Source organism: Agromyces capsici (assembly GCF_058349965.1).
The window spans coordinates 2,560,052-2,585,194 of sequence record NZ_JBYRET010000001.1 but is presented as its reverse complement, the minus strand read 5'-3'; the positions used below and the strand labels follow the sequence as shown (position 1 = coordinate 2,585,194).

General features: G+C 72.5%; 25 protein-coding genes. 13 read left to right on the top strand and 12 right to left on the bottom strand.

Annotated elements, in window-relative coordinates; genetic code table 11:
- Positions 1-43: 43 nt before the first annotated feature.
- The 5 genes from AC3RKB_RS12055 to AC3RKB_RS12035 all read left to right on the top strand — a co-directional run bounded on the left by AC3RKB_RS12055 (position 44) and on the right by AC3RKB_RS12035 (position 5,663).
- Complete coding sequence (locus AC3RKB_RS12055) at positions 44-547, top strand: GtrA family protein (RefSeq protein WP_491436384.1); 504 nt, start codon at positions 44-46, stop codon at positions 545-547.
- The gene (locus AC3RKB_RS12050) at positions 544-1,380 is read left to right on the top strand and encodes a glycosyltransferase family 2 protein (protein WP_491436383.1); all 837 of its coding nucleotides are present in this window, start codon (positions 544-546) and stop codon (positions 1,378-1,380) included. The genes AC3RKB_RS12055 and AC3RKB_RS12050 overlap by 4 nt, the downstream gene beginning before the upstream one ends.
- Positions 1,377-3,632 (top strand): hypothetical protein, encoded by a 2,256-nt coding sequence (locus tag AC3RKB_RS12045; RefSeq protein ID WP_491436382.1) that lies wholly within the window; start codon positions 1,377-1,379, stop codon positions 3,630-3,632. The genes AC3RKB_RS12050 and AC3RKB_RS12045 overlap by 4 nt, the downstream gene beginning before the upstream one ends.
- A 70-nt stretch (positions 3,633-3,702) precedes the next feature.
- Positions 3,703-4,698: a glycosyltransferase gene (locus tag AC3RKB_RS12040; protein WP_491436381.1), complete on the top strand. Its 996-nt coding sequence runs from the start codon at positions 3,703-3,705 to the stop codon at positions 4,696-4,698.
- On the top strand, positions 4,695-5,663 hold the full coding sequence (locus AC3RKB_RS12035; protein WP_491436380.1) for an NAD-dependent epimerase/dehydratase family protein: 969 nt from the start codon (positions 4,695-4,697) through the stop codon (positions 5,661-5,663). Before AC3RKB_RS12040 ends, AC3RKB_RS12035 begins: the two co-directional genes overlap by 4 nt.
- A 32-nt stretch (positions 5,664-5,695) precedes the next feature.
- Here the strand turns inward: AC3RKB_RS12035 and rfbA are convergent, their stop codons facing one another.
- Positions 5,696-6,556, bottom strand: coding sequence for a glucose-1-phosphate thymidylyltransferase RfbA (gene rfbA / locus AC3RKB_RS12030; protein WP_491436379.1), 861 nt, complete (start codon positions 6,554-6,556; stop codon positions 5,696-5,698).
- 1 nt (position 6,557) lies between these two features.
- A complete protein-coding gene (locus AC3RKB_RS12025) occupies positions 6,558-7,163 on the bottom strand; it encodes a dTDP-4-dehydrorhamnose 3,5-epimerase family protein (RefSeq protein ID WP_491436378.1) in 606 nt (201 codons plus the stop codon).
- 71 nt (positions 7,164-7,234) lie between these two features.
- Here AC3RKB_RS12025 and rfbB point away from each other — a divergent pair, with 71 nt between their 5' ends.
- Genes rfbB through AC3RKB_RS12010 form a run of 3 tightly spaced genes read left to right on the top strand, consistent with a single transcriptional unit; the run spans position 7,235 to position 10,240 of the window.
- The gene (gene rfbB / locus AC3RKB_RS12020; RefSeq protein ID WP_491436377.1) at positions 7,235-8,230 is read left to right on the top strand and encodes a dTDP-glucose 4,6-dehydratase; all 996 of its coding nucleotides are present in this window, start codon (positions 7,235-7,237) and stop codon (positions 8,228-8,230) included.
- Positions 8,231-8,235: 5 nt separating this feature from the next.
- The gene (gene rfbD, locus AC3RKB_RS12015; protein ID WP_491436820.1) at positions 8,236-9,084 is read left to right on the top strand and encodes a dTDP-4-dehydrorhamnose reductase; all 849 of its coding nucleotides are present in this window, start codon (positions 8,236-8,238) and stop codon (positions 9,082-9,084) included.
- A 19-nt stretch (positions 9,085-9,103) separates the two neighbouring features.
- Positions 9,104-10,240, top strand: a complete 1,137-nt coding sequence (locus AC3RKB_RS12010; RefSeq protein WP_491436376.1) for a glycosyltransferase family 4 protein — start codon at positions 9,104-9,106, stop codon at positions 10,238-10,240.
- 48 nt (positions 10,241-10,288) lie between these two features.
- On the opposite strand, the gene AC3RKB_RS12005 is transcribed toward AC3RKB_RS12010, so the two are convergent.
- Both AC3RKB_RS12005 and purE read right to left on the bottom strand, forming a co-directional pair.
- On the bottom strand, positions 10,289-11,662 hold the full coding sequence (locus AC3RKB_RS12005) for an LCP family protein (protein WP_491436375.1): 1,374 nt from the start codon (positions 11,660-11,662) through the stop codon (positions 10,289-10,291).
- Positions 11,659-12,126 carry a 5-(carboxyamino)imidazole ribonucleotide mutase gene (gene purE, locus AC3RKB_RS12000; protein ID WP_491436819.1) on the bottom strand — a complete coding sequence of 156 codons (468 nt, stop codon included), beginning with the start codon at positions 12,124-12,126 and terminating at the stop codon, positions 11,659-11,661. The genes AC3RKB_RS12005 and purE overlap by 4 nt, the downstream gene beginning before the upstream one ends.
- A 220-nt stretch (positions 12,127-12,346) precedes the next feature.
- Between purE and AC3RKB_RS11995 the strand changes: the two genes are divergently transcribed.
- Positions 12,347-13,483 (top strand): glycosyltransferase, encoded by a 1,137-nt coding sequence (locus AC3RKB_RS11995; protein ID WP_491436374.1) that lies wholly within the window; start codon positions 12,347-12,349, stop codon positions 13,481-13,483.
- A 30-nt stretch (positions 13,484-13,513) separates the two neighbouring features.
- On the opposite strand, the gene AC3RKB_RS11990 is transcribed toward AC3RKB_RS11995, so the two are convergent.
- Complete coding sequence (locus AC3RKB_RS11990; RefSeq protein ID WP_491436373.1) at positions 13,514-14,644, bottom strand: 5-(carboxyamino)imidazole ribonucleotide synthase; 1,131 nt, start codon at positions 14,642-14,644, stop codon at positions 13,514-13,516.
- 83 nt (positions 14,645-14,727) lie between these two features.
- Here AC3RKB_RS11990 and AC3RKB_RS11985 point away from each other — a divergent pair, with 83 nt between their 5' ends.
- On the top strand, positions 14,728-15,387 hold the full coding sequence (locus tag AC3RKB_RS11985) for a GtrA family protein (RefSeq protein WP_491436372.1): 660 nt from the start codon (positions 14,728-14,730) through the stop codon (positions 15,385-15,387).
- Here the strand turns inward: AC3RKB_RS11985 and AC3RKB_RS11980 are convergent.
- From AC3RKB_RS11980 to AC3RKB_RS11970, 3 genes are all read right to left on the bottom strand, one after another.
- Entirely contained in the window at positions 15,354-16,175 is an 822-nt protein-coding gene (locus AC3RKB_RS11980) for a DarT ssDNA thymidine ADP-ribosyltransferase family protein (protein WP_491436371.1), read from the bottom strand. The two genes, AC3RKB_RS11985 and AC3RKB_RS11980, sit on opposite strands and share 34 nt — an antisense overlap.
- 87 nt (positions 16,176-16,262) lie before the next feature.
- The gene (locus tag AC3RKB_RS11975; protein ID WP_491436370.1) at positions 16,263-16,808 is read right to left on the bottom strand and encodes a PH domain-containing protein; all 546 of its coding nucleotides are present in this window, start codon (positions 16,806-16,808) and stop codon (positions 16,263-16,265) included.
- A 7-nt stretch (positions 16,809-16,815) separates the two neighbouring features.
- Positions 16,816-17,655, bottom strand: a complete 840-nt coding sequence (locus AC3RKB_RS11970) for a biotin--[acetyl-CoA-carboxylase] ligase (protein ID WP_491436369.1) — start codon at positions 17,653-17,655, stop codon at positions 16,816-16,818.
- A 111-nt stretch (positions 17,656-17,766) separates the two neighbouring features.
- Between AC3RKB_RS11970 and AC3RKB_RS11965 the strand changes: the two genes are divergently transcribed.
- Both AC3RKB_RS11965 and AC3RKB_RS11960 read left to right on the top strand, forming a co-directional pair.
- On the top strand, positions 17,767-19,392 hold the full coding sequence (locus tag AC3RKB_RS11965) for an acyl-CoA carboxylase subunit beta (protein WP_491436368.1): 1,626 nt from the start codon (positions 17,767-17,769) through the stop codon (positions 19,390-19,392).
- 10 nt (positions 19,393-19,402) lie between these two features.
- On the top strand, positions 19,403-19,636 hold the full coding sequence (locus AC3RKB_RS11960; RefSeq protein WP_491436367.1) for an acyl-CoA carboxylase epsilon subunit: 234 nt from the start codon (positions 19,403-19,405) through the stop codon (positions 19,634-19,636).
- A 342-nt stretch (positions 19,637-19,978) separates the two neighbouring features.
- Here AC3RKB_RS11960 and AC3RKB_RS11955 read toward each other — a convergent pair whose 3' ends face one another.
- From AC3RKB_RS11955 to AC3RKB_RS11940, 4 genes are read right to left on the bottom strand one after another with little or no spacing between them, the layout of a single operon-like run.
- Positions 19,979-21,001 carry a DUF8320 family protein gene (locus AC3RKB_RS11955; RefSeq protein WP_491436366.1) on the bottom strand — a complete coding sequence of 341 codons (1,023 nt, stop codon included), beginning with the start codon at positions 20,999-21,001 and terminating at the stop codon, positions 19,979-19,981.
- A complete protein-coding gene (locus AC3RKB_RS11950) occupies positions 20,998-22,233 on the bottom strand; it encodes a sensor histidine kinase (RefSeq protein WP_491436365.1) in 1,236 nt (411 codons plus the stop codon). The genes AC3RKB_RS11955 and AC3RKB_RS11950 overlap by 4 nt, the downstream gene beginning before the upstream one ends.
- On the bottom strand, positions 22,220-22,927 hold the full coding sequence (locus AC3RKB_RS11945) for a response regulator transcription factor (protein WP_491436364.1): 708 nt from the start codon (positions 22,925-22,927) through the stop codon (positions 22,220-22,222). Before AC3RKB_RS11945 ends, AC3RKB_RS11950 begins: the two co-directional genes overlap by 14 nt.
- 51 nt (positions 22,928-22,978) lie before the next feature.
- Positions 22,979-24,319 carry a class I SAM-dependent RNA methyltransferase gene (locus AC3RKB_RS11940; RefSeq protein ID WP_491436363.1) on the bottom strand — a complete coding sequence of 447 codons (1,341 nt, stop codon included), beginning with the start codon at positions 24,317-24,319 and terminating at the stop codon, positions 22,979-22,981.
- A gap of 73 nt (positions 24,320-24,392) precedes the next feature.
- On the opposite strand from AC3RKB_RS11940, the gene AC3RKB_RS11935 reads away from it, so the two are divergent.
- Positions 24,393-25,031 (top strand): Maf family protein, encoded by a 639-nt coding sequence (locus AC3RKB_RS11935; protein WP_491436362.1) that lies wholly within the window; start codon positions 24,393-24,395, stop codon positions 25,029-25,031.
- The last annotated feature ends 112 nt before the right edge of the window (positions 25,032-25,143 follow it).

Sequence of the window (25,143 nt, the reverse complement as noted above, 5' to 3'; positions counted from 1 at the left end):
GAGCGCACTTCGCGCGCTCCCTCGACCCCAAGGCTCACCACACATGACCATCCAGCCGCCACCCGACGATGTCCCCCAGCCGCCGGCCGGCATGCAGGGATCGCCGGGCCTCATGCTCCGACTCGTCAAGGACTACCGCGTCGCGTTCCTGATCGTCGGCATCGCCAACACCGTGATCGGCTTCGCCTGGTTCGCACTGTTCCAGGCGACCGTGGGCGTGCTCTACGGATACATGGTCACCCTGGTCTGCGCGCACATCGCCAGCGTGCTGTGCGCCTTCGTCCTCTACCGGCGCTTCGTGTTCCGAGTCCGCGGGCACGTCTTCCGCGATCTCATCCGCTTCGAGTCGGTCTACCTCGTCGCGCTGGGCATCAACGCGGTCCTGCTCCCCCTGCTCGTCGAGTTCGCCCACCTCGAGCCGATCGTCGCGCAGGCGCTCATCGTCTTCGTGACCACGCTCGTCAGCTTCTTCGGTCACCGCGAGTTCTCGTTCCGACGACCCAAGCACAAGCCGAACGGGCTGACCACTGAGGAGCCGACCCCATGACCCTGGTCTCGATCGTCGTTCCGGCGTACAACAACGCCGACCACATCGAGGAGACGCTCCGGTCGATCGTCGACCAGACGCACGAGGACCTCGAGATCATCGTCGCCGACCATTCCTCGACCGATGGCACGCGCGCCGTCGTCGAGCGCTTCGCGTCCGACCCGCGCCTCCGGATCGTCGACACCGAGGCCGGCGGAGGCGCGCCGAGGAACTGGAACCGCGTCACCGAACTGGCGACCGGCCCCTTCCTCAAGCTCGTCTGCGGCGACGACCTGCTCGATCCCTCGATCGTCGAGCGCCAGCTGGCGGCGATGGAGGTCGACGACCGCATCGTCCTGGCCGCCGCACGCCGCAGCATCGTCGACGCCGACAGCCGTCCGGTGCTCGGCGCGCGCGGGCTCTCGGGGCTCGAGGGCCGCATGCCGGGCACGACGGCCGTGCGTGCGACCGTCCGGGCCGGGTCCAACATCTTCGGCGAGCCGGCCTGCGTGATGATGCGCCGCGACGCGCTCGTCGACATCGGCCTGTGGGACCCGCGCTTCCCCTATCTCATCGACGAGGCCACGTACGCCCGAGTGCTCCTGACCGGCGACTTCGTGGCCATCCCCGAGCCGCTCGCCGCATTCCGGATCAGCCAGTCGCAGTGGAGCGTCGCCCTGACCAAGCAGCAGTACGGCCAGGCCGCGGCGTTCCACCGCTGGATCAACGAGGCCCGGCCCGACGTCGTCCGCAACGCCGACGTCGTCATCGGCAATGCCATGGCCCGAGCCAATGCGACCGGTCGGCGACTGACCTACGCGGCCCTGCAGAGGCGAATGAGCAAGCACGCATGAGGCGGGCGCTCGCGGCCGTCCACGCGGCCTGGACGAGGTCGGATGCCCTGCTCTACCTGCTGACGTTCGTGCTGTGCGCACTCACGGCGTGGTTCGCCCTCGACCTCGGCACCGCACGACTGGACGCGCCGTTCGAGTACGCCGGCGATGCGCTCGCGGTGGGCGCGCACGTCAAGACCACGCTCGAGACGGGCTGGTACGAGCACCAGGCGATGCTCGGCGCTCCCTACGGCCAGACGTACCACGACTTCCCGCAGGCCGACAACCTCCATCTCGTCGTCGTCAAGCTCATCGGGCTCTTCACGCAGGACTGGGCGGTCGCGCTCAACGTCTACTACCTCATCGGCTTCCCGCTCGCCGCGCTCTCGGCCGTGTGGTTCTTCCGGACGGTCGGCGTCGGTCGCCTGCTCTCCGCAGCCCTCGCGGTGGCGTTCGCGTTCGCGCCGTACCACTTCATGCGCGGCGAGGGCCACCTGTGGCTCGCCTCGTACTACGGCGTCCCGCTGGCGATGGGCCTGCTCGTCCTGGTGCTGCAGGGCCGACCGCTCTGGGGCCGGGGCGACCACGCCAATCCGGTCCTCGCCTGGCTGCTCAGCCCCGCGGCGCGCACGATCGTGTTCATCGCCGTCCTCGCGATGTCGGGCTCGTACTACGGGGTTTTCTTCCTCGTGCTGCTCGCCGCGGCGGGCATCGCCGTGCTGATCCGCGACCGGAGCTGGAAGCGGTTCTGGGGCGCGGTCATGGCCGGCGTGACGACGGTGCTGGTGATGCTCGCCAACATGCTTCCCGACGTCATCTACGGCTGGGTGAACGGGCGCAACTCCGGCGGCCTCGAGCGCCTGGCTCCGGAATCGGAGATCTACGCCCTCAAGCTGACGCAGCTGCTGATGCCGTGGCCTCACCACCGCATCCCGATCCTGAGCCAGATCCGGGCCGCCTACGACAACCAGTACCCCCTCGTCTCCGAACGCCCGGCGCTCGGCGTGCTCGGCGCACTCGGCCTCGTCGCGGCCTTCCTCGTCCTCGCCTACCTCGCCTTCGGCTGGCGCGATCTCAGCCGCCGCGCGGAGTCCGCGCGGACGCTGCTCGAGCGGGTGGGCTGGCTCGCCGGCCTCCTCTTCGTCGCGTTCCTCTTCTCCACCGTGGGCGGGCTCTCGACGCTCATCTCCTTCGCCACGGACGCGCTCCGGGGGTGGAACCGGATGTCCATCATCATCCTGCTCTTCGCGCTCGGCGTCGTCGGGCTGCTCCTCGGCGCCGCGCTCCGCGCCTCGGCCCGGCGCTTCAGCTGGCGCACGACCGGCCGCGTCGTGGCGTCGGCGACCGTCGCGGGCCTCCTCGTCGCCGTGGCGTTCGTCGACCAGACCCCCGGCGATCTCACCGCGTCGAGGGCGGCGGCGGCCGAGGCGTACGACGCCGACGCGGCATGGATCGACCAGGTCGCCGGCGCGGTGCCCGAGGGCGCCATGATCCTGCAGATCCCGTACGTCCCCTTCCCCGAGAGCTCGTCGGCGACCGGCGTCCTCGGGTCGGAGTCGCTGGTGCCGTACCTGCATTCGGGCGACCTCCGCTGGTCCGGCGGAGGCATCAAGGGCCGTCCGCGCAGCGACTACCCGCAGGGGCTGCAGCAGTTCCCCGGCGAGGACCTCGCCCGGCTCGCGGCGATCGCCGGATTCGACGGCATCCTCATCGACCGGAACGCGATGCCCGACCGCTCCGAGCCGACCGAGAACGGCCTCGCTGCGGCGCTGGACGCGGCGCCGCTGGTCAGCCAGAGCGGCCGGTACGCGTTCTTCGCGCTCACCGATGCCGACGCGCTCAGGGGACCCGTGACGGACGAGGAGCGCGAGCACCTCGCCGCGCTGCTCACGAACCCGGTCACCGTGTACCGCGGTCCCGGCTTCACCCCGGCGACCGGGGCCGACGGCTACCCGGAGTACACGACCGTGCTGGAGGAGTCGACGCTGCACCTCGTGAACCCGGGCGACGAGGACGTCGCGATCACGCTCGAGCTCTCCGCCATGAGCGACGAGGAGTCCGTCTCCTCCGTGCGCGTGCTCGGCGCGGAGGCGGCGCTGCCGTCCTCGCCCGAGCCGGCATCGTCGCCGATCCGCCTCTCGGTCACCGTGCCGCCCGGCACGCACGACATCATCGTCGAGAACGGGACGGGCGGTCGACTCACGGTCGCGAATCCGCGTGCGGTCGCCGACGACGTCACCGCCTATCTGGCGGAATCGCCGGTGGGCGGATGACCGGCCGCTCGCCGAGTCGAGGAACCCCTGAATGCTAGGCTCGACTGTCGTGCCAGAGCGGAGAGAAACAGTGAACACGCCCCCGCACTCGATCTCGATCGTCATCCCCGTGTACCAGGGCGAGCGCACGCTGGCCTCCGTCGTCGACGAGATCCTGCCGATGTCCGAGATGACCGTCACGCCCGACGGCAACGAGTTCGTCGTGGGCGAGGTCCTCCTGGTCTACGACAACGGTCCCGACCAGTCCGACCGCGTGATGCGCGAGCTCGAGCGCGACCACGACATCGTCCGCGCCGTCTGGCTCAGTCGGAACTTCGGCCAGCATGCGGCCACGCTGGCCGGCATGGCCTCGAGTGGCGGGGACTGGATCGTCACGCTCGACGAGGACGGCCAGCACGACCCGGCCGAGATCGCCACGATGCTCGACACGGCGCTCGCGCAGCGGGCCGACGTGGTCTACGCGAAGCCCACGAACGTGGCCCCGCACGGCTTCTTCCGGAACACGGCGTCCAAGACCGCGAAGTGGGTGCTCACCAAGCTCTTCGGCAACCCGAACGCACCCGAGTACCAGAGCTACCGCCTCGTCCTCGGCTCGATCGGGCGGAGCGTCGCCGCCTACTCGGGCTCCGGCGTCTACCTCGACGTCGCCATGGGCTGGGTCGCCGCACGCATCGTGACCTCTCCGGCGGTGCTGCGCGAGGAGGGCGACCGACGATCCGGGTACTCCCTCCCCCGCCTGATCTCGCACTTCCGGCGGATGGTCCTGTCGAGCGGCACGCGTGGCCTCCGCCTGGTCACCGCGCTGGGGGTCATCGTCGCGGCCATCGGATTCGTCATGGCCATCTGGGTGCTGATCGAGCGGCTCACGGGCGGAGTCGACGCCGAGGGCTGGGCTTCCATCATCGTCGTGCTCCTGCTCACCTCTGGAGCCATCCTGTTCTCACTCGGGATCATCGCCGAGTACATCGGCGTCAACGTCAACATGGCGATGGGACGGCCTCCGTACCTCATCACCTCGGACCCGGTGAACGGTCCCCTCCTGCGCGGGCGCCGCCAGCCCCGATGAGCAGGCTCGCCTGGGTCATCGGCTCGAGCGGCCTCCTGGGCAGCGCGATCCGTCGGTCGATCGCCGGGCGCCCCGACTGGGAGCTGTTCCCGCAGCCGGGGCTGCCGTGGGCCGATCCGCGGGCGCTGCGCACCGCCGCCCGGGCCGCGATGCGCGGCCTGGTCGATCGTGCCGCCGCCGAGGGCCACGACTGGGCCGTGATCTGGGCCGGCGGATCCGTCGTCACCTCGAGCCCGCCCGACGCGGTCGCGGCCGAGCTCGACCAGTTCCGGCTCGTCGTCGCCGAGATCGCCGCGGCGTCGACCTCGGAGTCCGCGTCGGGCGCGTTCTTCTACGCCTCGTCGGCCGGCGGCGTCTATGCCGGATCGACGTCGCCCCCGTTCACGGAGCTCACGCCGGTCGCCCCGCTCTCGCACTACGGCCAGTTCAAGCTCGACGCCGAGGCGACGGCGTTCGCCGTGCTGGGCGAGGCCGGCGTGCCCGCCGTGGCGGGGCGCATCTCGAACCTGTACGGTCCGGGCCAGCGCCTCGAGAAGCCGCAGGGGCTCATCTCGCACCTGGCCCGGGCGCAGTTCACGCCCTCGCCGGTGTCCATCTACGTCTCGCTCGACACGCTTCGCGACTACCTCTACGTCGACGACTGCGCCGGGCTGGTGCTCGACGCGGTCGACCGTGCGGGAGTCGAGCACCGGGCCCACGGCACGACCTCGACGGTCAAGAACCTCATCTCCGGCCGGGCCGTCACGATCAGCGCGCTGCTCGGCGTGCTGCGCGGCCTGGTGAAGGCGCAACCGCACGTCATGCTGGGTTCGTCGCCCTCCGCTGCGCTGCAGGCGGTCGACCTGCGCCTCGCGAGCGTCGTCTGGACCGAGCTCGACCAGCGCATGATGACGACGCTGGACGCGGGGATCGATGCGACGCTGCGCGACGTCCTCGGCCGCATCCAGGCGTCGCGCGCGACCTGAGGAACGGCGGACCCGGCGGACCCGTCCGCGGCTCAGTCGAGCAGTGAGGACAGGTAGCGTCCGTAGCCGCTCTTGTTGAGCGGCGCGGCCAGCCGGCGGAGCTGGTCGTCGTCGATCCAGCCTGCGCGCCAGGCGATCTCCTCGATGCAGCCGATCTTGTGGCCCTGGCGATCCTCGATCACCTTGACGTACTCGCTGGCCTGCATCATCGACTCGAACGTCCCGGTGTCCAGCCAGGCGGTGCCGCGGTCGAGGATCTGCACCCTGAGATCGCCGCGGTCGAGGTAGGTCTGGTTGACGGCCGTGATCTCGAGCTCGCCCCGCGGGCTCGGTGCGATCGACTTCGCGATGTCGATGACGTCGTTGTCGTAGAAGTAGAGCCCGGGCACCGCGTAGTTGCTCTTCGGGGTCGCGGGCTTCTCCTCGATGGACAGGGCCCGGAAGTCGTCGTCGAACTCCACGACGCCGTAGGCCTGCGGGTCCGCCACGTGGTACGCGAAGATCATCGCGCCCTCGATCTCGGAGTTCTGCCGCAACGACGTGCCCAGGCCGACACCGTGGAAGATGTTGTCGCCGAGGACCAGTGCGACGCTCTGGTCGCCGATGAACTCCTCGCCGATGATGAACGCCTGGGCGAGGCCGTCGGGCGAGGGCTGGATCGCGTACTCGAGCCGGATGCCGAGTTCGGATCCATCGCCGAGCAGTGACCGGAACTGCTCGTTGTACTCCGGCGTCGTGATGATGAGGATCTCGCGGATGCCGGCCATCATGAGCGTCGACAGCGGGTAGTACACCATCGGCTTGTCGTAGATGGGCATCAGCTGCTTGGAGATGCCCTTGGTGATGGGCCACAGGCGCGTGCCCGATCCGCCGGCGAGGATGATTCCGCGCATGTCAGTTCACTCCATCGAGGGTTCGGTAGAAGGCGAGGCACTCGTCCCAGGTCGGCAGCAGGCCCTCGGCCGCCGCCTCGGCGAGGGACGGCGCCTCCGCGTCCTTCGGCGACAGCAGGGCCTCCGGGGAGTCGGGCAGCCGCAGGCCGATGTCCGGGTCCAGCGGGTCGATCCCGTGCTCGCGTTCCGGGTTGAAGGTGTCCGAGACAAGGTAGGTCACGACGGCGCGGTCGGTCAACGACACGAACGCGTGCCCGAGCCCCTCGGCGAGGTAGACGCTGCGGCGGTCGACGTCGTCGAGCAGCACGCTGTCCCACTGCCCGAAGGTGGGGGACCCGACACGGATGTCGATGACGAAGTCCATCACGGCGCCGCTCACGGCCGTCACGTACTTCGCCTGGCCCCGTGGGATGGAGGCGAAGTGGATGCCGCGCAGCACTCCGCGGCGCGAGACCGAGAGGTTCGCCTGCCTGAGGTCGAGTGCGTGCCCGATCGTCTCCTGCAGCCGGTCGTGGCGATACCATTCGAGGAACACGCCGCGATCATCGGAGTGCTGTCGCGGGGTCATCTCGTAGGCATGGGGAATGGAGAGCTCGCGGATCTGCACGACGAGCAGTCTACCGGTCGCGATGTCGTAGAATTCCGGGGGCCAGCGAGCGAACGGAGCGACACCACAGCATGAAGATTCTCGTCACGGGCGGCGCCGGTTTCATCGGGTCGAACTTCGTCCACCACCTGATCGACCACACGGCGCACGAGGTGACGGTCCTCGACAAGCTGACCTACGCGGGCAACCTCGCCTCGCTCGAGGGCCTGCCCGAGGACCGCTTCAGGTTCGTCAAGGGCGACATCTGCGACGCGGCACTCGTCGACGAGCTCTTCGCCGCACACGACGCCGTCGTGCATTACGCCGCCGAGAGCCACAACGACAACTCCCTCGTCGACCCGCGCCCGTTCCTCGACACGAACATCATCGGCACCTACACGCTGCTCGAGGCGGCTCGCCGGCACGGCATCCGCTTCCACCACATCTCCACCGACGAGGTCTACGGCGACCTCGAGCTCGACGACCCGGCGAGGTTCACCGAGCAGACGCCCTACAACCCGTCGAGCCCGTACTCGTCGACGAAGGCGGGCAGCGACCTGCTCGTGCGGGCGTGGGTCCGCTCGTTCGGCGTGAGGGCGACGATCTCCAACTGCTCGAACAACTACGGTCCGTACCAGCACGTCGAGAAGTTCATCCCGCGCCAGATCACCAACGTCCTGCGCGGCGAGCGTCCGAAGCTCTACGGCAAGGGCGAGAACGTCCGCGACTGGATCCACGCCGACGACCACTCCTCGGCCGTGCTCACGATCCTCGAGAAGGGCGTCATCGGCGAGACCTACCTGATCGGCGCCGACGGCGAGCGCAACAACAAGGACGTCGTCGAACTCATCCTCACCATCCTCGGGCAGCCGGCCGACGCGTACGACCACGTCGTCGACCGCCCCGGCCACGACCTGCGGTACGCGATCGACTCGACGCGACTGCGCACCGAGCTCGGCTGGTCGCCCCAGTTCTCCGACTTCGAGGCCGGACTCGCCGACACCATCGCGTGGTACCGCGACCACGAGTCGTGGTGGGCGCCGCAGAAGGACGCGACCGAGGCCAAGTACGCGTCGCAGGGGCAGTGAGCTTGATGCGCGTCCTCGTCACCGGCGCCCACGGCATGCTCGGGCGCGACGTGCAGTCGGCCTTCGCCGATCGCCGGGTGACGGCGTTGGGCCGCACCGACCTCGACGTCACCGATGCCGCGGCCGTGGCCTCCGCCGTCCGGGGCCACGACGTCGTCGTGAACTGCGCGGCCTACACCGACGTCGATGCGGCCGAGACCCACGAGTCCGCCGCCTTCGCCGTCAACGCCACCGGCCCGGCCAACCTGGCCGCGGCGAGTGAGGCCGCGGGTGCGCGGTTCGTCACCATCTCGACCGACTACGTCTTCAACGGGCGGGCGACGTCGCCGTACGCCGAGGACGACGCCCGTGAACCCCTGAACGCGTACGGTCGCACGAAGGCGGCGGGCGAGGTGGCCGCGCTCGCGGCGCACCCCGAGGGAAGCTTCGTCGTGCGCACGGCCTGGCTGTACGGCGAGCATGGTCCGAACTTCGCCCGGACCATGCTGCGACTCGCGCGCGACCGCGAGACGTGGTCGGTGGTGGACGACCAGGTGGGCCAGCCCACGTGGACGCGTGATCTCGCGCGACGCGTCGTCGAGCTGATCGACGCCGACGCCCCTCCCGGCATCTACCACGGGACGAACGCGGGATCGACGAGCTGGTTCGGGTTCGCCCGGGCCATCCTCCGCCACTCTGGGCTCGACCCGGAGCGCATCACCCCCACCGACAGCGCGTCCTTCGAGCGTCCCGCCGCGCGTCCCTCGTACTCGGTCCTGGGGCACGCCGGCTGGGCCCGGGCCGGCCTTGCGCCGCTCCGCGAGTGGGACGAGGCGCTGGCAGAGGCGGTCCGCGAGGGGGCGCTCGTCCCGTGACGGATCGATCGGCGCGCTGATGATCACGCTCACGATCCTCCTCGACCAGCTCGTCGCGCCCGTTCCGGGCGGCATCGGCCGGTACACCCGGGAGCTCGCACGGCACCTCGTGCCCACCACGCCGCCCGGGTGGCAGGTTCGGGGCCTGGTCTCGATGACCCCGCGCGCGCGGGTGCGGCAGCTCCGCTCCGAGATCCCGGGCCTTTCCGGGATCCGCCGGGTGGCGCTCGATCGCCGGGTGCTCGCCCGCGCCTGGGAGCACGGGCTGCCTCCGAGCGTCGGGGGCAGCATCCACGCCACGAGCCTCCTCGCGCCGCTGCACGGCCGCGGGCGGCGTCGCCGCGCGGTCGCCGCGACCATCCACGACGTCGTGCCGTGGACGCACCCCGAGACGCTGACTCCGCGGGGCGTGGCATGGCATCGGACGATGGCCGAGCGCGCACACCGCTACGCCGACGCCGTCGTCGTGCCGACGCAGGCGGTCGCCGAGCAGCTCGGCGACCTGTTCGACTTCGGCGACCGGATCCACGTGGTCCCGGGCGCGGCGAGCGGAGACCTCGCACTTCCCGCCGACCACGAGCAGCGGGCTCGCGCCCTGCGGCTGCCCGATCGGTTCGTCCTCGCCGTCGGCACCCTCGAGCCCCGGAAGGGGCTCCGCCAGCTCATCGAGGCGTTCGCCCACCCCGAGGCGCCCGACGTCCCGTTGCTCATCGCCGGTCCGCCCGGGTGGGGCGGCATCGATGTGGACGCCCTCGCCTCGGCCTCCGGCATGCCGTCCGGGCGCGTCCGGGCGCTCGGGCACGTCACGGAGGAGGACCTGGCCGTGCTCTACGACCGTGCCGACGTGTTCGCGATGCCGAGCCTGGCCGAGGGGTTCGGACTGCCGATCGTGGAGGCGTTCGCCCACGGCACGCCCGTCGTCCACTCCGACGCGCCTGCGCTCGTCGAGGTCGCCGGCGGCGCCGGACGGACGGTCGCGCTCGCAGGTCCGGAGGACTATTCCGAGCGGCTCGCCGTCGCGCTGGCCGACGTCCTCGACGACGCGGCCACGGCCGACCGGCTCCGCGCGGCGGCGGTGGCCCGTGCCGCCGCCTTCGACTGGCGCGCCTCCGCGACCGCGGTCTGGTCGCTGCACCTCGCGTTGGCTTCGCGCTGATCGCGGTCCCGCCTGGGGCGGGGACGCCGCGGCGGCGCACGCGACGCCTCAGCCCTCCGGGGACTCCTCCGTCGGCGGGATGAGCGCGTTCGCCACGAACTGCCGCGCGAGCTCCCAATCGGGCGCCTCGGGATCGAAGTCCGGCGGGACGAGGGCGACCCGTTCGACCGGCTGCTCCTTGGTCTTCGAGGCGAGGTCGACGAAATAGCCCAGCATGCCCTGCGGGACGTCGGTGCGGACGACCTGCGACCCTGCGTCGGCGACGGCCTGGAACTTCGAGAGCACGTTGGACGGCGTGAACTGCTGCAGGATGGCGTCCTGAAGCTGGGCCTGGCGCTGCATGCGGTCGTAGTCGCTCGTCTCGAAGCGGGACCGCGCGTACCACAGCGCGTGGTAGCCGTCGAGGACCTGCGTGCCCGGTTCGATCCACTCGGTGATCTCGACGGCGTTCCCGAACTCGTCGTGCCCGGCGCCCATGGGCACCCGGTTCTCGACCGTCATGGTGACGCCGCCGAGCGCGTCGATGAGGTCGGAGAATCCCTGCATGTCGATGAGCACGTAGTACTGGATCGTCAGGCCCGTGATCGCCTCGGCGGCGTCGCGCATGGCCTCGATGCCGGGCTCGCTCCCCTCTGCGACGGCGTCCGGGTACATCTCGGGACTCTTGAGCTCGACCTCCGTGTAGATCGAGTTCAACTGGCAGACGTCGACGTCGCAGCCGTCGATCGATCCGTAGCCCTCCGGGTAGACGGACGCGAGGGGCGAGTCGCCGTTGAAGGGCACGTCCTCGAGGTTGCGCGGGAGCCCGATGGTCACGGCTCGCCCGGTCTCCGCGTCGATGCTGACGACCGTGATGCTGTCGGGACGAAGGCCCTCGCGGTCGGGTCCGGCGTCGCCGCCGAGGAGCAGCACGTTGTAGCGACCGTCGACCGGCGGCTCGCTCGGCCCGGCCACGAAGATCGACGAGAGGAATCCGCTCGCCGTGGTCGCGAGATAGGCCCCGTACGCCGCGGTGCCCGACATCGCCGTCATCAGCACCACCGTGAGCGCCGCCAGCCACACCCGGACGGATGGCGCGACCTTCACCAGGCGGACGAGCCGCAGGGTGTCGAGGGTGAGCACGACCCACAGCACCGCGTAGAAGGCGAGCAGCGCGGCGAGGATCCAGAGGGTGACCGACGTCGAGAACGCCGTGTAGAGCACGACGGGCCAGACGAGCCACACGACCAGCGCGACGGCGGCAGCGACCCAGAGGGCCAGCGTGGCGCCGAGCCCGAACCGGCCGAGCTTCCGGTCGCCGGCGAGCACCTGCGCCGATCCCGGGATGAGCACGTTGAGCACGACGAGCCACCACCCGCGCCGCGTCATGACCGCGCGGGAGCCGGCGTCTGGGAAGCGGATGGGGCTGGCGGCGACGCTCATCGACTGGACTTCAGGCGCTCGTTCTTCTCCTCGACCAGCTCGGCGAGGGACCCGGCGTACGCGGCGAGCGCGTCGCGGAGCCCGTCGTCGGACGTCGCGAGGATCTTGACGGCGAGGAGGCCGGCGTTCCTGGCGCCGCCGATGGACACGGTGGCGACGGGCACGCCCGCCGGCATCTGCACGATCGAGAGCAGCGAGTCGAGGCCGTCCAGGCGCGAGAGCGGGACGGGGACGCCGACCACCGGCAGCGTGGTGACCGAGGCGAGCATGCCGGGGAGGTGCGCCGCTCCGCCGGCCCCCGCGATGACCACCTTCAGGCCGCGGTCGGCGGCGGCCCTCCCGTACGCGATCATCTTGTCGGGGGTCCGGTGCGCGGAGACGACCTCGACCTCGTGGGCCACCCCGAACTCGTCGAGCAGCGCGGATGCCTCGCGCATGACGTTCCAGTCGGAATCGGAACCCATGACCACTCCCACGAGCGGTCGGGACATGCTGTCTTCGGTCACCCGATGAGTGTAGACCGCGGTCTCCGACAGTTCGCCCATGGCGCGCACGGAGCCGTCGGACGGGCCGGATCGCGCGCCCGCCGGCCCGGCTCGGACCTGTGGAGAACCCGCACGTCGCGTTCGAACGGCGGGGCTAGTCTGGTGCGACCGGATCGGGGGCCGGCCCGGAAGGAGCGACGTGACCACCACCCTGCGGCTCATCGTGGACCAGATCGTCGCGCCCGTGCCGGGTCCGATCGGCCGTTACGCGAGCGAGCTCGGACGAGCGCTGGTCGCCACGGCGCCGCAGGGCTGCGAGGTCGAGGGCGTCGTGTCCTCCTCGCTGCCCGAGGAGTACGAGCGCCTCCAGGCCGCGATCCCCGGCATGTCCGGCCTCTACAAGTCCTCGCTCGCACGCCGCGAACTCGCCGCGGCGTGGCAGTTCAACCTCACCACCTCCCCGGGTGGCGGCATGATCCACGGGACCAGCCTGTTCGCGCCGCTGCGCAAGCACGACCGGGAGGCCGGCGACCAGGTCGTGGTCACCGTGCACGACCTGCTCGCGTGGACCCACCCCGACGCGCTCAGCTCGGCCTCGGTCGCCTGGCAGAAGGGGATGATGAAGCGCGCTCGCCGCTTCGCGGACGCGGTCGTGGTGCCCACCCATGCGCTCGCCGAGCGCCTCGCGATGGTCGGCGACTTCGGAGACCGCGTGCGGGTGATCGGCACCGCACCGCGGACCGGCCTCAGGATCGGACCGGATGCGGCGGACCGCGCGTCGCGGCTCGGCCTGCCGCCGGCGTACGTCGTCGTGGCGGGCACGCTCGAGCCGCGCAAGGGGCTCGTCGACGTGCTCGCCGCGCTCGGGCGCCCGGGCGTCCCCGACGTCTCACTGGTGGTGCTCGGCCCCGAGAGCTGGGGCGACCAGCACCTGGCCACGGCGGCCGAGGAGTACGGCGTCGACGCGCGAAGGGTGCACCGTCACGACGACCTCGACGCGGCAGACCTGGCCGTCGTCCTCGCCGGCGCCGCCGCCTACGTCGCACCGTCGCACGACGACGACTCCGGCACCGAGCTCATCGAGGCCTTCGCCCTGGGCGTGCCGGTGATCCACTCCGACACGCCGTCGTTCCTCGAGGTCTCCGCGGGCGCGGGACTCGCGGTGCCCGTCGGCGTCGGCGACGGCTTCGCCGACCGGCTCGCCGCCGCCATCACCCGGATCCTCGAGGATCGGGCGGCCGCGCAACGGCTGGCCATCGCCGGGAGCGATCGCGGCCGGGCGTACAGCTGGCGCGACTCCGCCGAGCGCGTCTGGCTCCTGCACGCCGACCTCTGACCGATCGGCGCCGCCGCGATGCCGCGAGGCTCAGTCCTGCAGTGCGGCCGCCGCGGCACGCGCCTCGTAGACGGCCTGGTCGAGGTCGGGCCCGATCGCGGTGACGTGGCCGACCTTGCGGCCCGGGCGCGGCGCCTTGCCGTAGTTGTGGATCTTCACGGTCGGGTGCCCCGTGAGCGCGTCGGCGTACCGGTCGGTGAGCGAGCCCTCGGCGGGGCCGCCGAGCAGGTTCACCATCACGGACCACTCGTCGTGGCATCCGGTGCCGCCGAGCGGCAGGTCGAGCACCGCACGCAGGTGCTGCTCGAACTGGCTCGTGGTCGAGCCGTCCATGGTCCAGTGGCCCGAGTTGTGCGGGCGCATGGCGAGCTCGTTCACGAGCACGCGATCGTCGGTGGTCTCGAACATCTCGACGGCGAGCACGCCCGTGACGCCGAGCCCCTCCGCGACCGCGATCGCGACGTCGGCCGCGACCTCGGCCAGCCGGCCCGCCGCGTGCGGTGCCGGGGCGATGACCTCGCTGCACACGCCGCCGACCTGCAGGGTCTCGGCGAGCGGCCAGGCCGCGACCTCGCCCGAGGGACGGCGCGCGACGAGCTGCGCCAGCTCGCGGCGGAAGTCGACGAGCTCCTCGACGAGCAGGGCGCCCTCGCGGCCGTCCTCGCCCGCCGCGGCGAACCACTCGGCCACCTCGCCCGCACCGCGGACGACGCGCACGCCCTTGCCGTCGTAGCCGCCGCGCGGCGTCTTGACCACCGCCGTGCCGCCGTGGTCGGCGATGAACACGTCGAGCTCGTCAGGTGTCGTGACGCGCGCCCATTCCGGCACGGGCAGGCCGAGCTCGTCGAGCCGGGCGCGCATGAGCAGCTTGTCCTGCGCGTAGCGGAGCGCGTCGGGCCCCGGACGCACGGGCACGCCCGCGTCGACGAGGGCCCGCAGCACGTCCTGCGGGACGTGCTCGTGGTCGAAGGTCACCACGTCGACCTCTCGCGCGAAGGCGAGCACGGTCCCGGCATCGGTGTAGTCGCCGACCCGCTCGGCCGCGAGCGCCGCGGCCATGCCCTCATCCTCGGCGAGCACCCGGAGCTCGACGCCGAGCTCGATCGCCGCGGGGATCATCATTCGCGCGAGCTGCCCTGCGCCGATCACTCCGACTCGCACCGGTCCGAACCGTCCGTTCCCGCAGCGCCCCGTGCGCCGCGACACCCCAGTCTACGGGGCGCCGCTCGCTAGGATCGGGGGGGGTGTCCGCCACCCTCCGCACGCTCGCGTCCCGGGCATGGCACGGGTTCCTGGCCTACCTCGTCAAGTTCGGCGTCGTCGGCCTGATCGGCTTCGTGATCGACATCGCGCTGTTCAACGCGCTGCGCGTGGGCGTGTTCGGCGAGGGGACCTGGGCGCAGTCGGCGATCGGCGCGAAGACCATCTCGACGAGCGTCGCGATCATGTTCAACTGGCTCGGCAACCGGTACTGGACCTTCCGGCGGCACCGGCGGCGCCACGCCCTCCGGGAGTTCGCCGAGTACGCCATCGTATCGGTCGGCGGCATGGCGATCTCGCTCGCCTGCCTGTGGATCAGCCATCACCTGCTGGGGTTCACCAGCCTGCTGGCCGACAACATCTCGACGAACGTGATCGGCCTGGCGCTCGGCACCGCATTCCGGTTCTTCCTCTACCGCTACTGGGTGTTCGGCCACCACCGCTCCGACGGGCTCTCGAACCTCGCCCGCGTCGAGGAGGCGCAGCGCTCGCTCTTCGAGGAGCCACCGCTCGAGGCGGCGCCGCTCGAGGCGGCGCCGATCGGCGGCGGCGAGGCCCGGTCCCGCGATCCCGGTCCCGGCCCCGGTCCCGGTCCCGACGGAGTCGAGGACTACTCGGCCCCGCCGAGGAACCACGGCGGGTAGACCGCGACGCGCACCTTCACGCCGACGGCCTGCAGCGCCGCGCGGACCCGATCGCGCACGCGATCGTTCGCGACCGCGATGAGCGCGATGCGCTCGAGGGGCACGCTGCCGCGCACGAGCACCTCCGCGGCGCGCAGACCCGCACCCTCGTCGGCGAGCGTGAGTCGCACGATCGCCCGGTCGGCCTCGGGCCACGTGGCGGCGAACGCGGCGCCGCCGACCGCGGCATCCGTCTCACTGACCGCCACCTCGCCGGGCGCCTGCAACCGGGCTCCGGCGGCCGCGGCGACCGAGGTCACCAGCAGCACGTGGTCGGCGGTGGGGCGGCGCACGGCCTCGTCGGCCAGGCGCGGGTCGGGCGTGCCGGTGCGGATCGCATCCCACACGTGCGCGTCGGTGGAGAGCAGGAACGGCACGTACTCGGCCACGTGGGCGCCCGAGTCGCCGACCGTGGCGCTCCGTCGGTAGGCCCGCGCGGCCGGCGCGGCCAGGTCGACCACGGGCGATGCGGGCGGATCCCCGGCGTCGGCGAGCAGTGCCCCCGCCCCGAGGATGCGACCGAGGTTCTCGATGTGCGTGACGTGGTAGAGGCGCGTGGCACCCGCGTCGACGGGCGGGGCCGAGGCTCCGGCGACGCGCGGTGCGCGTGCGGGTGCCGGGGTGCGCGTCGAGCGCGCGACGCCCGCCGGACGCGACGGTCGTGCCCGCGGTGGCGTCTCGGGCTCTGGCGGCGGGGAGCAGATCGCGCAGAGACCCTCGTCGAACCCGTGGATGCATTCCTCGCCCAAGTGGTGGTGCCTTTCTCGCCCGGCACGCCGGGCGCGCGCCGCCCGACTACAGTACGCGCTTCCGCCGGGGAGATCGCACGCGAGGCCTCAGCGCCCGCCCCAGGAGGTGGTGTCGCCGTCGATCGGCGCGGACGGTCCGACGGACGGACCGCCGAGCGAGTGCGACTCCGCCATCAGCTCGTGGAGGGCTGCCTGCACGGCGAGCGGCGCGGGCACGTCGGGCACGACCACGGGCACCTCGTGGCCGGTCTCGAGCCGCACGTCGCCCGAACCGATCACGCCCTGGATCCACGACCGGCTCACCTGGACGTCGTAGCCGCGCCGGTGCCAGAGCTCACGGCGGACGCGGACGAACAGCCCGCGCCGGACGATCACCCGGCGCGTGGTGATCGTCGTTCGCGAGGTCAGCCACGCGAGGTAGGGCAGCGCGCACCCGAGCACCACGACGAGCGCCGCGCCGATCATCACCGCGAGCCGGGGCCAGCCCACGAGCGCCGGCAGGAGGTAGGCCACGCCGCCGGCCGTGGCGATGAGCAGGAGCGCGGGCAGCGTGAGCGCCCGGCCGTGCCGGCGCAGCCTCGCCACGACGCGCTCCTCGGGCGCCGTCACGGGCGCGGTACTCGCCTCCCCCATAGGCCCATTAATACCGCAGGTGCGTGACGTCGCCTGCGGCGACGGCGTGCTCCTCGCCGTTCTCGCGGTCGCGGACGACGAGGCGGCCGTCCTCGTCGAGGCGCTCCGCGAGTCCGAGCAGCTCGCCGCCGCCGGGGAGTTCGACGCGGACCTCCTGGCCGAGCGTGCCGCACGCGGCGCCGACCCGCGCCGCCACCCCGCTCGCGACGGCGTCACCGCCTGCCGCGACGAAGCCGCCGACGAGGTCGAGCAGCCGCGCGAGGTAGTCCGCGAGCACGGCGTCGCCGTCGGGCCGCCGTCCGGTGACGAGCTGCAGCGACGTCGAGGTCAGCGTCGGCAGGTCATGCTCATCGAGCGTGAGGTTGAGCCCGGCCCCGACGACCACCGTGCCGTCGGCGACGAGCTCCGAGAGGATGCCGCACACCTTGTAGCCCGAGATGAGCACGTCGTTCGGCCACTTGAGCTCGACCTCGATCAGACCGGTCCCGTCGTCCTCGTCGTCGGGTGCGGCGGATGTCGCGGCGACCGCGCCACGCACCGCCTCGGTCATCGCGACCCCGGCGATCAGCGGGAGCCAGCCGTACGCCTCGGGGGCGAGCGGCGCACCGCCCGCCTCGCCCGGGCGCAGCAGCACCGAGATGGCGAGGGTCTTGCCGGTCGGTGCCAGCCAGGTGCGCCCGAGCCGCCCGCGCCCCCTCGTCTGGTCGTCGGTCACGACCGCCGAACCGTGCGGCCACGCCGAGGCCTCCGCCCCGGTCGCCGCCTCGCGCAGCACGTCGTTGGTGGACCCGGTGGTCTCGAGCCATTCGAACCGCGGCACGACCGCACGCGACCGCTCCCACTCCATGCCGATCTCCCGTCCGTCGCCCTCAGGGTAGTGTCCGCGGGCGGCGCCGCGTGGCGATCATCACCACGAGCCGAGACCTTTTTGTGGGAATCCGTCAACGAACCGGCCCGGATGGGCGCCGGTAGAGTGAACCGCGTGACCGAATCGACGACCGACGGCCCCGACCTCTCGACCACCGCAGGCAAGCTCGCCGACCTCAAGCAGCGCTACCACGAGGCCGTGACGGCCTCCGGCGAGGCGGCTGTCGAGAAGCAGCACGCCAAGGGCAAGATGACCGCGCGCGAGCGCATCGCCGAGCTGCTCGACCCCGGCTCGTTCGTCGAGCTCGACGAGTTCGTGCGGCACCGCACGCACGCGTTCGGCATGGACAAGAAGCGCCCCTACGGCGACGCGGTCGTCACCGGCACCGGCACCATCCACGGGCGCCAGGTCGCGGTGTACTCGCAGGACTTCACCATCTTCGGCGGCTCGCTCGGCGAGGTCGCGGGCGAGAAGATCATCAAGGTCATGGAACTCGCGCTGAAGACCGGCGTGCCGATCATCGGCATCCTCGACTCGGGCGGCGCGCGCATCCAGGAGGGCGTGGTCGCGCTCGGCAAGTACGGCGAGATCTTCCGGCGCAACACCGCCGCGTCCGGCGTCATCCCGCAGATCTCGATCGTGTGCGGCCCGGCCGCGGGCGGCGCGGTGTACTCCCCCGCGCTCACCGACTTCGTGATCATGGTCGACAAGACCAGCCAGATGTTCGTCACCGGCCCCGACGTCATCAAGACCGTCACCGGCGAGGACGTCGGCATGGAGGAGCTCGGCGGCGCGCTCACCCACAACACGATCTCGGGCGTGGCGCACTACCTCGCGAGCGACGAGTCCGACGCGCTCGACTACGCGCGCACGCTCGTGTCGTTCCTGCCCGACAACAACATGTCGGAGGCGCCGGTCTACGAGGCCGAGGTCGAGCTCGAGGTCACCGACGAGGACCGCCGGCTCAACACCGTCATCCCCGACTCCCCGAACCAGCCGTACGACATGCACTCGGTCATCGAGGGCATCGTCGACCACGGCGACTTCCTCGAAGTGCAGCCGCTGTTCGCGCCGAACATCGTCGTCGGCTTCGCGCGCGTCGAGGGCCGCTCGGTCGGCATCATCGCGAACCAGCCGAGCCAGATGGCGGGCACGCTGAACATCGCCGCCGGCGAGAAGGCCTCGCGCTTCGTGCGGTTCTGCGACGCGTTCTCGATCCCGATCCTCACGCTGGTCGACGTGCCCGGGTACCTGCCCGGCACCGACCAGGAGTGGACGGGCGTCATCCGGCGCGGCGCGAAGCTCCTCTACGCCTACGCCGAGGCGACCGTGCCGCTCGTGACGGTGATCACCCGCAAGGCGTACGGCGGCGCGTACATCGTCATGGGCTCCAAGCAGCTCGGCGCCGACATCAACCTCGCCTGGCCGACGGCCGAGATCGCGGTCATGGGCGGCCAGGGCGCGGTCAACATCCTCTACCGCGGCGAGATCAAGCGAGCCGAAGAAGCCGGCGAGGATGTCGCCGCGGTGCGCACGAGGCTCGCCAACGAGTACACCTACAACGTGGCCTCGCCGTTCCTCGCCGCCGAGCGCGGCGAGCTCGACGGCGTGATCGAGCCCGCGGCGACGCGCGTCTCGGTGACCAAGGCGCTGCGGGCGCTGCGCACCAAGCGCGCGAGCCTGCCGCCCAAGAAGCACGGCAACATCCCGCTCTAGGAGGCGAGTCATGACCACCGCACCGGGCGAGCCGAACGGCGCCGAGTCGATCGACCTGAAGTTCCTGACCCGCAACGTCTCCGCCGAGGAGGCCGCGGCGGTCACCGCCGTCCTCGTCGCCGCGGTGCACGAGGAGCGGGCGGTCCCGCCGCCCGCCGCGCGCAGCGCATGGGCGCACCCGCGCACCGCCGTGCGGCCTCCCATCGAGGTCGGCCCGCGGCGATGGGCGTACTCGGCGCGCTGACGCGACACTGTCCCCCGGCCGATGATCGTTCGCGGCCGTCAGGACGCCCGATCCGGCGTCCCGGTGGCTCGCGGGTCGGCATCCGGTCCCCCCGTTGTCCCCCGAAATGCTGACTTCGCACGGCGCTGCCGAGCCGTACCATGGTCGTACGGTCCTCTTCGAGAGGCCGTCTCGTCACCGGCTGGGTAACCGGTGGCGCTCTGGGGGCGAGTCAGGGCGATATTCGGGTTGTCGCCGTGACTCGGGCTTGCTGGGGGGTCGGTAGGGGCCGACCCCCCGCTTCCATGTCGCGGGGCGGTCCGGGCGCCTCCCGTGTCGCGGTCGATGCGGTCGTCGCGACGGTCAGCCCGCCCTCGGGATCTCCATCCAGAGCTCGACTTCGGCGTCCTCCGACATCGCGACCTCGTCGACGCCGGCGCCGCGGAGCCCGACGACCGTGACGGCGACGGGCGAACTCTCGGCCGCGGTGCGTGCGATCACGCGGTCGGCGCTCGTCGTGTCGAGCGCGTCGGCGAGCTGGGAGAGCACGCGATCGCGGGCCGCCTCGTCGAGGTCGTCGATGCCGCCCTCGTCGAGCAGGGTCACGGTCGCACCCCGATCGCGGGCGCGCTTGACCGCCTGGCGCACGGCGTCGGTCAGCAGCATCCGCCCGCGGATCTCGTCGCGGATCGCCGCCTCGAGCGTGCGGCACTCGCGCCGTTCGTCGTCGGTCAGTGCCTGGGCCGCGCCGGTCCCGGTCTCCGCGATGCGGCGGAGCATGGGCGCCGCGATGCGCTGGGTCTGGGCGAGGCGCATCCGCCCCTCGAAGAGGTGCGCGTCCTGCGCGGCCTGCCAGGCCGCCGCCTCCCGTTCGGCCTGCGCGTACCGACGCGTGGCGCGCGCGGCGTTCGCGAGCGCCGCCGAGAGCATGTGCGCGATCGCCACCCACACGATGCTGCCGACCACGCCGAGCGTGCCGAGGGCCAGCGGACCGGCCCACACGACGGTCTGGACGGCGAGCGCGATGACGCCGAGCCACGCCGCGATGAGATGCCGGCGGGCCGCCGTGATGGTCATGAGCGTGCCGACCGCGGCCACGTACCAGGTGGCGTAGCCGAGGTCGTCGTCGGCGGGATCGAGCTGGCTCGTCACCAGCAGCGGCAGCACGATGCTCACGGCGAGGTTCGCCGCGGCGAGCCAGTCGGGCATCCGCGCATGGCCGGCCGGCCAAAGGCTGAGCCCGGTGGCGACGGCGTACAGTGCGAGGGCGACCACGGTCGGCCACGGCGACGCGGGAATGCCGAGCGAGTAGATCCCGAGGACCACGTGGTACGCGGAGAACATCGCCGCGAGGACGAGCAGGAGCCAGCGGGGGACGGAGATCATGCGGCACCCGCGTCCGCTCCGGCCGGCCAGGCCAACGTCACGCGGGTCCCGCGCCCCGGCGTGGACTCGATCCTCGCGGAGCCGCCGGCGCCCGCGACCCGCTCCTCGATGGAGACGCGGAGCCCGAGCCGGCCCGGAGGCACCTCCTCGGGCACGAACCCTCGCCCGTTGTCGGAGACCTCGATCACGCACCCGCCCGCACCGACGCCGCGGATCTCCAGCTCGCGCCGGACGCGCCCGACCGGGCCGTCGGCGTGCTGCACGCTGTTGACCATCGCCTGAAGCGCGGCCGAGGACAACGCGTCGACGGCTTCGACGGGCAGTTCCACACCGCTCGTGTCGACCACGTGCACGATGAACGGCGCCGAGAACCCGGTGACCGCCGACCGCAGCCGACGGGCGAGCACCGACAGGTCGGCGCGGTCGGCCGCGCCAGGCACCTCCACGGCGGCCTCGTCGAGCCGGCGCAGCGCATCCGCCGCCATGCGGGACGCGAGTGCGCGCTCGGGTTCGGATCGTGCCGCGGCCGCCGACAGCAGCGTGGTGAGCACGCTGTCGTGCACGAGCGAGTCGACCTTGACCCGCTCGATCTCGTTCGCATGCTGCCGGGCGACGACGTCGTACCGCTGCAGCGCCGCCTCCTGCGCGGCATCGACCGCCTCCGCGGCCTGTCGCAGCATCGTGATGATGATCAGCGTCACTGAGCCGAGGATGACGGCGTAGAGCGTGTCGAGCACGGCGAGCAACGGCGGGGCCTGCCCGCCCGATGGGCTCAGCCGCACCATGCCGTAGATGGCGGGCACGGCGACGGTATAGGCCGCCGCGGGGACGGTGGGCAGGCCGACCACGGCCGCCGTCGTCGCGACGGTGCAGAGCACGTACAGCCACGGCGCCTCGCCCGCCATGACGGCGGCGTCGACCACCAGGAGCGGCCAGAGCGCCAGCGCGACCGCGTAGAGCGCCGCGAAGGCGATCGCCGCGCCGCGTACCGCGATGCGGGTGAACGCCGCCGCCGCGAGCGTGGCGATCGCGCCGTACAGCACGGCCATCATCGCCGCGCCCGCGCCGGGGGCGAGCGCCTCCGACTGGGCGATCGCGTCGGGCACGGTCTGCGCACCGAACACGAGGCCGAACGCGCCGACGGCGCGACCGGAGACGGTCTCGACCTGGGCGCGGCTCACGGCCGCGCGGCGCGGGACGAGCTGACCCGCCGTCCAGTCAGCGGCGGCCATCACCGGCCTCGGCGTCGAGGCCCGGCAGGATGCCGTCCTCCACGGCCCGCCGGAGCAGGTCGACCTTGGTCGGGGCGGGGCGGCCGACCTCGACGTACTTGGCGCGGATCCGGTCGAGGTACTCGCGCGCGGTGGAGTGCGCGATGCCGAGCTGCTGCGCGACGAGCTTGAGCGGGAGCCCCGACGCGTACAGGTGCAGCACGTCGCGCTCGCGCCGCCCGAGCTGGGCCTTCGCGAAGTCGCGGTCGGCCTCGATCGCGCTCGCCCACTCGACGTTGTTCAGCGCCTCGCCGCGGGCGACGGTCGCGATCGCCGCGATGACGGCCGAGGTCGGCGAGGACTTCGGGATGACGCCCGCCGCGCCCGCCGCGAGCGCCTCGCGGACCGCTGCGACCCGATCGGCGATGCTGTGCACGAGCACCTGGCTGCCCGACGCGAGCACCGCGTGCACGTTGTCGGTCACGCTCGACCCGTCGCCCAGCGAGAGGTCGAGCAGCACGACCCGTGGCGGCTCGATCACCGGGTCCTCGAACGCGGCGAGCAGCGTGGGCACGTCGGCGGTGTCGGCGACGACCTCGTATCCCGCGTCGCGGCAGGCCGCGCGCAGCCCGAGGCGCACCGCCTCGTGATCGTCGACGATGGCCACGCTCGTGCGCGGGCGGTCGGCCTCGGCGGCCTCGGCGTCCTCGGTCACTCGGCCTCCCCCGTCATCCGATTCCCCGGTCCATTCGGCGCAGCGCCGTCCTCACACGATAGCCGCCAGCCGGGCGACCGCCTCGACGTGGTGCGTGTTCGGGAAGAGGTCGAAGGCGCGGATGGCCTCGAGCTCGAAGCCGTGCGCCCGGAACAGTCCGACGTCGCGGGCGAGCGCCACCGGGTCGCACGCCACGTACACGACCTGCGCGGGCCGCAGCGCGGCGAGCCGGTCGACGACGGCGCGCCCCGCACCGGACCGCGGCGGGTCGAGCACCACGGTCGCACCGCGGAGGCCGCGCGTCGCGGCATCCGGCGCGGCGGCCAGCTCGTCGAGGTGGCGGTCGACGCGCGCGGTCGTCGCGCGGGCGCCGACCCAGTCGGCGAGGTTCGCGCCGGCGTGCTCGGTCGCACGGGCGTCGGCCTCGACGGTCGTGATGTGCACCGACGGGCCGAAGCGGTCGCCGACCGCGGCCGCGAGCAGGCCGACGCCGCCGTAGAGGTCCTGGTTCTCGGCCGCCGGGTCGAAGCGCGCGGGATCGACGAGGTCCTGGACGGCCGCGGTCAGCGTCGCGGCGGCACCGCGGTGCACCTGCCAGAAGCCGTCGCGATCCACGGTGAAGCGGCGCTCCCCCACGAGCTCGACGACGGTCGGCGCCCCGCCCCGCACCCGGTTGCTCCGGTCGTCGAGGAAGCGGACGACGACCTGCGGCTGCCCGTCGGACGGCGCGACGAGGTCGACGGCCGTGGCGCCCTGCAGCGTGCCCGCGAGCGGTGCGATGGCCTCGAGCTCGGCGACGGCGAGCGGGAGCGAGGTCACGGGCACGACGGTGTGGCTGCGCGCGGCGTACGGGCCCACGGTGCCGTCGGACGCGACGTGCAGGCGCACGCGCGTGCGCCAGTGCGTGCCCGAGTCGACGTCGACGCCCGGCGCGACGGCCGGATCGACCGGCTCGACGACCACGTCGAGCTCGACCCCGCCCATGCGCGCGAGCGCGTCGCGCAGCACGTCGGCCTTCAGCGCACGCTGCCGGGGCATCGTGATGTGGCCGAACTCGGCTCCGCCGGCGCGGTGCTCGGCGGCGCGGTCGACGGATGCCTCGGGCCAGACGTGCTCCCGACGGTCCGGCGAGGCACGCAGCACCTCGATCGTCTCGGCACGCCAGAATCGCTCGCGACCGGCGTCGACGACCTGCGCGACGACCCGCTCGCCCGGGATCGCGTCGGCGACGAACACGACACGCCCGTCGTGGTGCGCGACGGCGACGCCGCCGTGCGCGATGCGCTCGACGTCGAGCTCGAGCAGGGGCCCGGGCTCGGCCGGACGCGCGACGGGACGGCGACCGCCCGCCGAGGGACGGCGCGCCGGGCGACGTCGACGTGACTGTGCCATCATCCGAGCATCCCACACCGGGTCGCGGCGGCCGGCAGGCACGGCCGGGCGTGCGGACCGGCAGGATGGGGGCATGCGCCTCTACCTCGCGTCCACGTCCCCCGCGCGCCGGCAGCTCCTGCGACAGGCGGGCGTCGAGCCGCTGCTCGTCGCGCCCGGCGTCGACGAGGAGGCCGCGGTGGCCGCGCACGAGGCCGGGCACGGCCCGCTCGCTCCGGACGAGCTCGTGCAGTTGCTCGCGCAGCGCAAGGCCGAGGCGATCGTCGGACGCGACGTCGACGGGCGCCCGATCGACGGGCTCGTGCTCGGCGGCGACTCGGCGTTCCTCGTGGACGGGGAGCTGTTCGGCAAGCCGCACCGCCCCGAGGTCGCGCGCGAGCGGTGGGCGCGCCAGAACGGCCGCTCCGGCGTGCTCTGGTCGGGGCACTGGCTGATCGACCACCGGGGCGGCGCGCCCCGCGCGGCCGCCGGGCGGCCGTCGTCGGCCGTCGTCGAGTTCGCGCGCCTCGACGATGCGGAGATCGACGCGTACGTCGCGACCGGCGAGCCGCTCGCGGTCGCGGGGGCGTTCACGGTCGACAGCCTCGGCGGACCGTTCATCCGGTCGGTCACCGGCGACCCCTCCACGGTCGTCGGGCTGTCGCTCTCGACCCTGCGCGAGCTCGTCCACGAGCTCGGCGTGCGGTGGACCGACCTCTGGGACCTGCGCTGATCGAGGCGGGAACCCCGCCGCGATCGGCCGAAACGCGCGCCGCGCCATCCGTCCCTTGTCGCTGAACGACACCCTCTCGCGCCTTTTTTGTGGACCGCGCCCAAAGGCCGTT

Coding starts and splice junctions, on each gene's coding strand:
- AC3RKB_RS11965 (WP_491436368.1), top strand. CDS start 17,767: ATGGGCGCCGGTAGAGTGAACCGCGTGACCGAATCGACGACCGACGGC.
- AC3RKB_RS12045 (WP_491436382.1), top strand. CDS start 1,377: ATGAGGCGGGCGCTCGCGGCCGTCCACGCGGCCTGGACGAGGTCGGAT.
- AC3RKB_RS11940 (WP_491436363.1), bottom strand. CDS start 24,319: ATGGCACAGTCACGTCGACGTCGCCCGGCGCGCCGTCCCTCGGCGGGC.
- rfbD (WP_491436820.1), top strand. CDS start 8,236: ATGCGCGTCCTCGTCACCGGCGCCCACGGCATGCTCGGGCGCGACGTG.
- rfbB (WP_491436377.1), top strand. CDS start 7,235: ATGAAGATTCTCGTCACGGGCGGCGCCGGTTTCATCGGGTCGAACTTC.
- AC3RKB_RS11950 (WP_491436365.1), bottom strand. CDS start 22,233: ATGGCCGCCGCTGACTGGACGGCGGGTCAGCTCGTCCCGCGCCGCGCG.
- AC3RKB_RS11970 (WP_491436369.1), bottom strand. CDS start 17,655: ATGGAGTGGGAGCGGTCGCGTGCGGTCGTGCCGCGGTTCGAATGGCTC.
- AC3RKB_RS11975 (WP_491436370.1), bottom strand. CDS start 16,808: ATGGGGGAGGCGAGTACCGCGCCCGTGACGGCGCCCGAGGAGCGCGTC.
- AC3RKB_RS11935 (WP_491436362.1), top strand. CDS start 24,393: ATGCGCCTCTACCTCGCGTCCACGTCCCCCGCGCGCCGGCAGCTCCTG.
- AC3RKB_RS12035 (WP_491436380.1), top strand. CDS start 4,695: ATGAGCAGGCTCGCCTGGGTCATCGGCTCGAGCGGCCTCCTGGGCAGC.
- AC3RKB_RS12050 (WP_491436383.1), top strand. CDS start 544: ATGACCCTGGTCTCGATCGTCGTTCCGGCGTACAACAACGCCGACCAC.
- AC3RKB_RS11955 (WP_491436366.1), bottom strand. CDS start 21,001: ATGATCTCCGTCCCCCGCTGGCTCCTGCTCGTCCTCGCGGCGATGTTC.
- AC3RKB_RS11960 (WP_491436367.1), top strand. CDS start 19,403: ATGACCACCGCACCGGGCGAGCCGAACGGCGCCGAGTCGATCGACCTG.
- purE (WP_491436819.1), bottom strand. CDS start 12,126: ATGGGTTCCGATTCCGACTGGAACGTCATGCGCGAGGCATCCGCGCTG.
- AC3RKB_RS12005 (WP_491436375.1), bottom strand. CDS start 11,662: ATGAGCGTCGCCGCCAGCCCCATCCGCTTCCCAGACGCCGGCTCCCGC.
- rfbA (WP_491436379.1), bottom strand. CDS start 6,556: ATGCGCGGAATCATCCTCGCCGGCGGATCGGGCACGCGCCTGTGGCCC.
- AC3RKB_RS12010 (WP_491436376.1), top strand. CDS start 9,104: ATGATCACGCTCACGATCCTCCTCGACCAGCTCGTCGCGCCCGTTCCG.
- AC3RKB_RS12055 (WP_491436384.1), top strand. CDS start 44: ATGACCATCCAGCCGCCACCCGACGATGTCCCCCAGCCGCCGGCCGGC.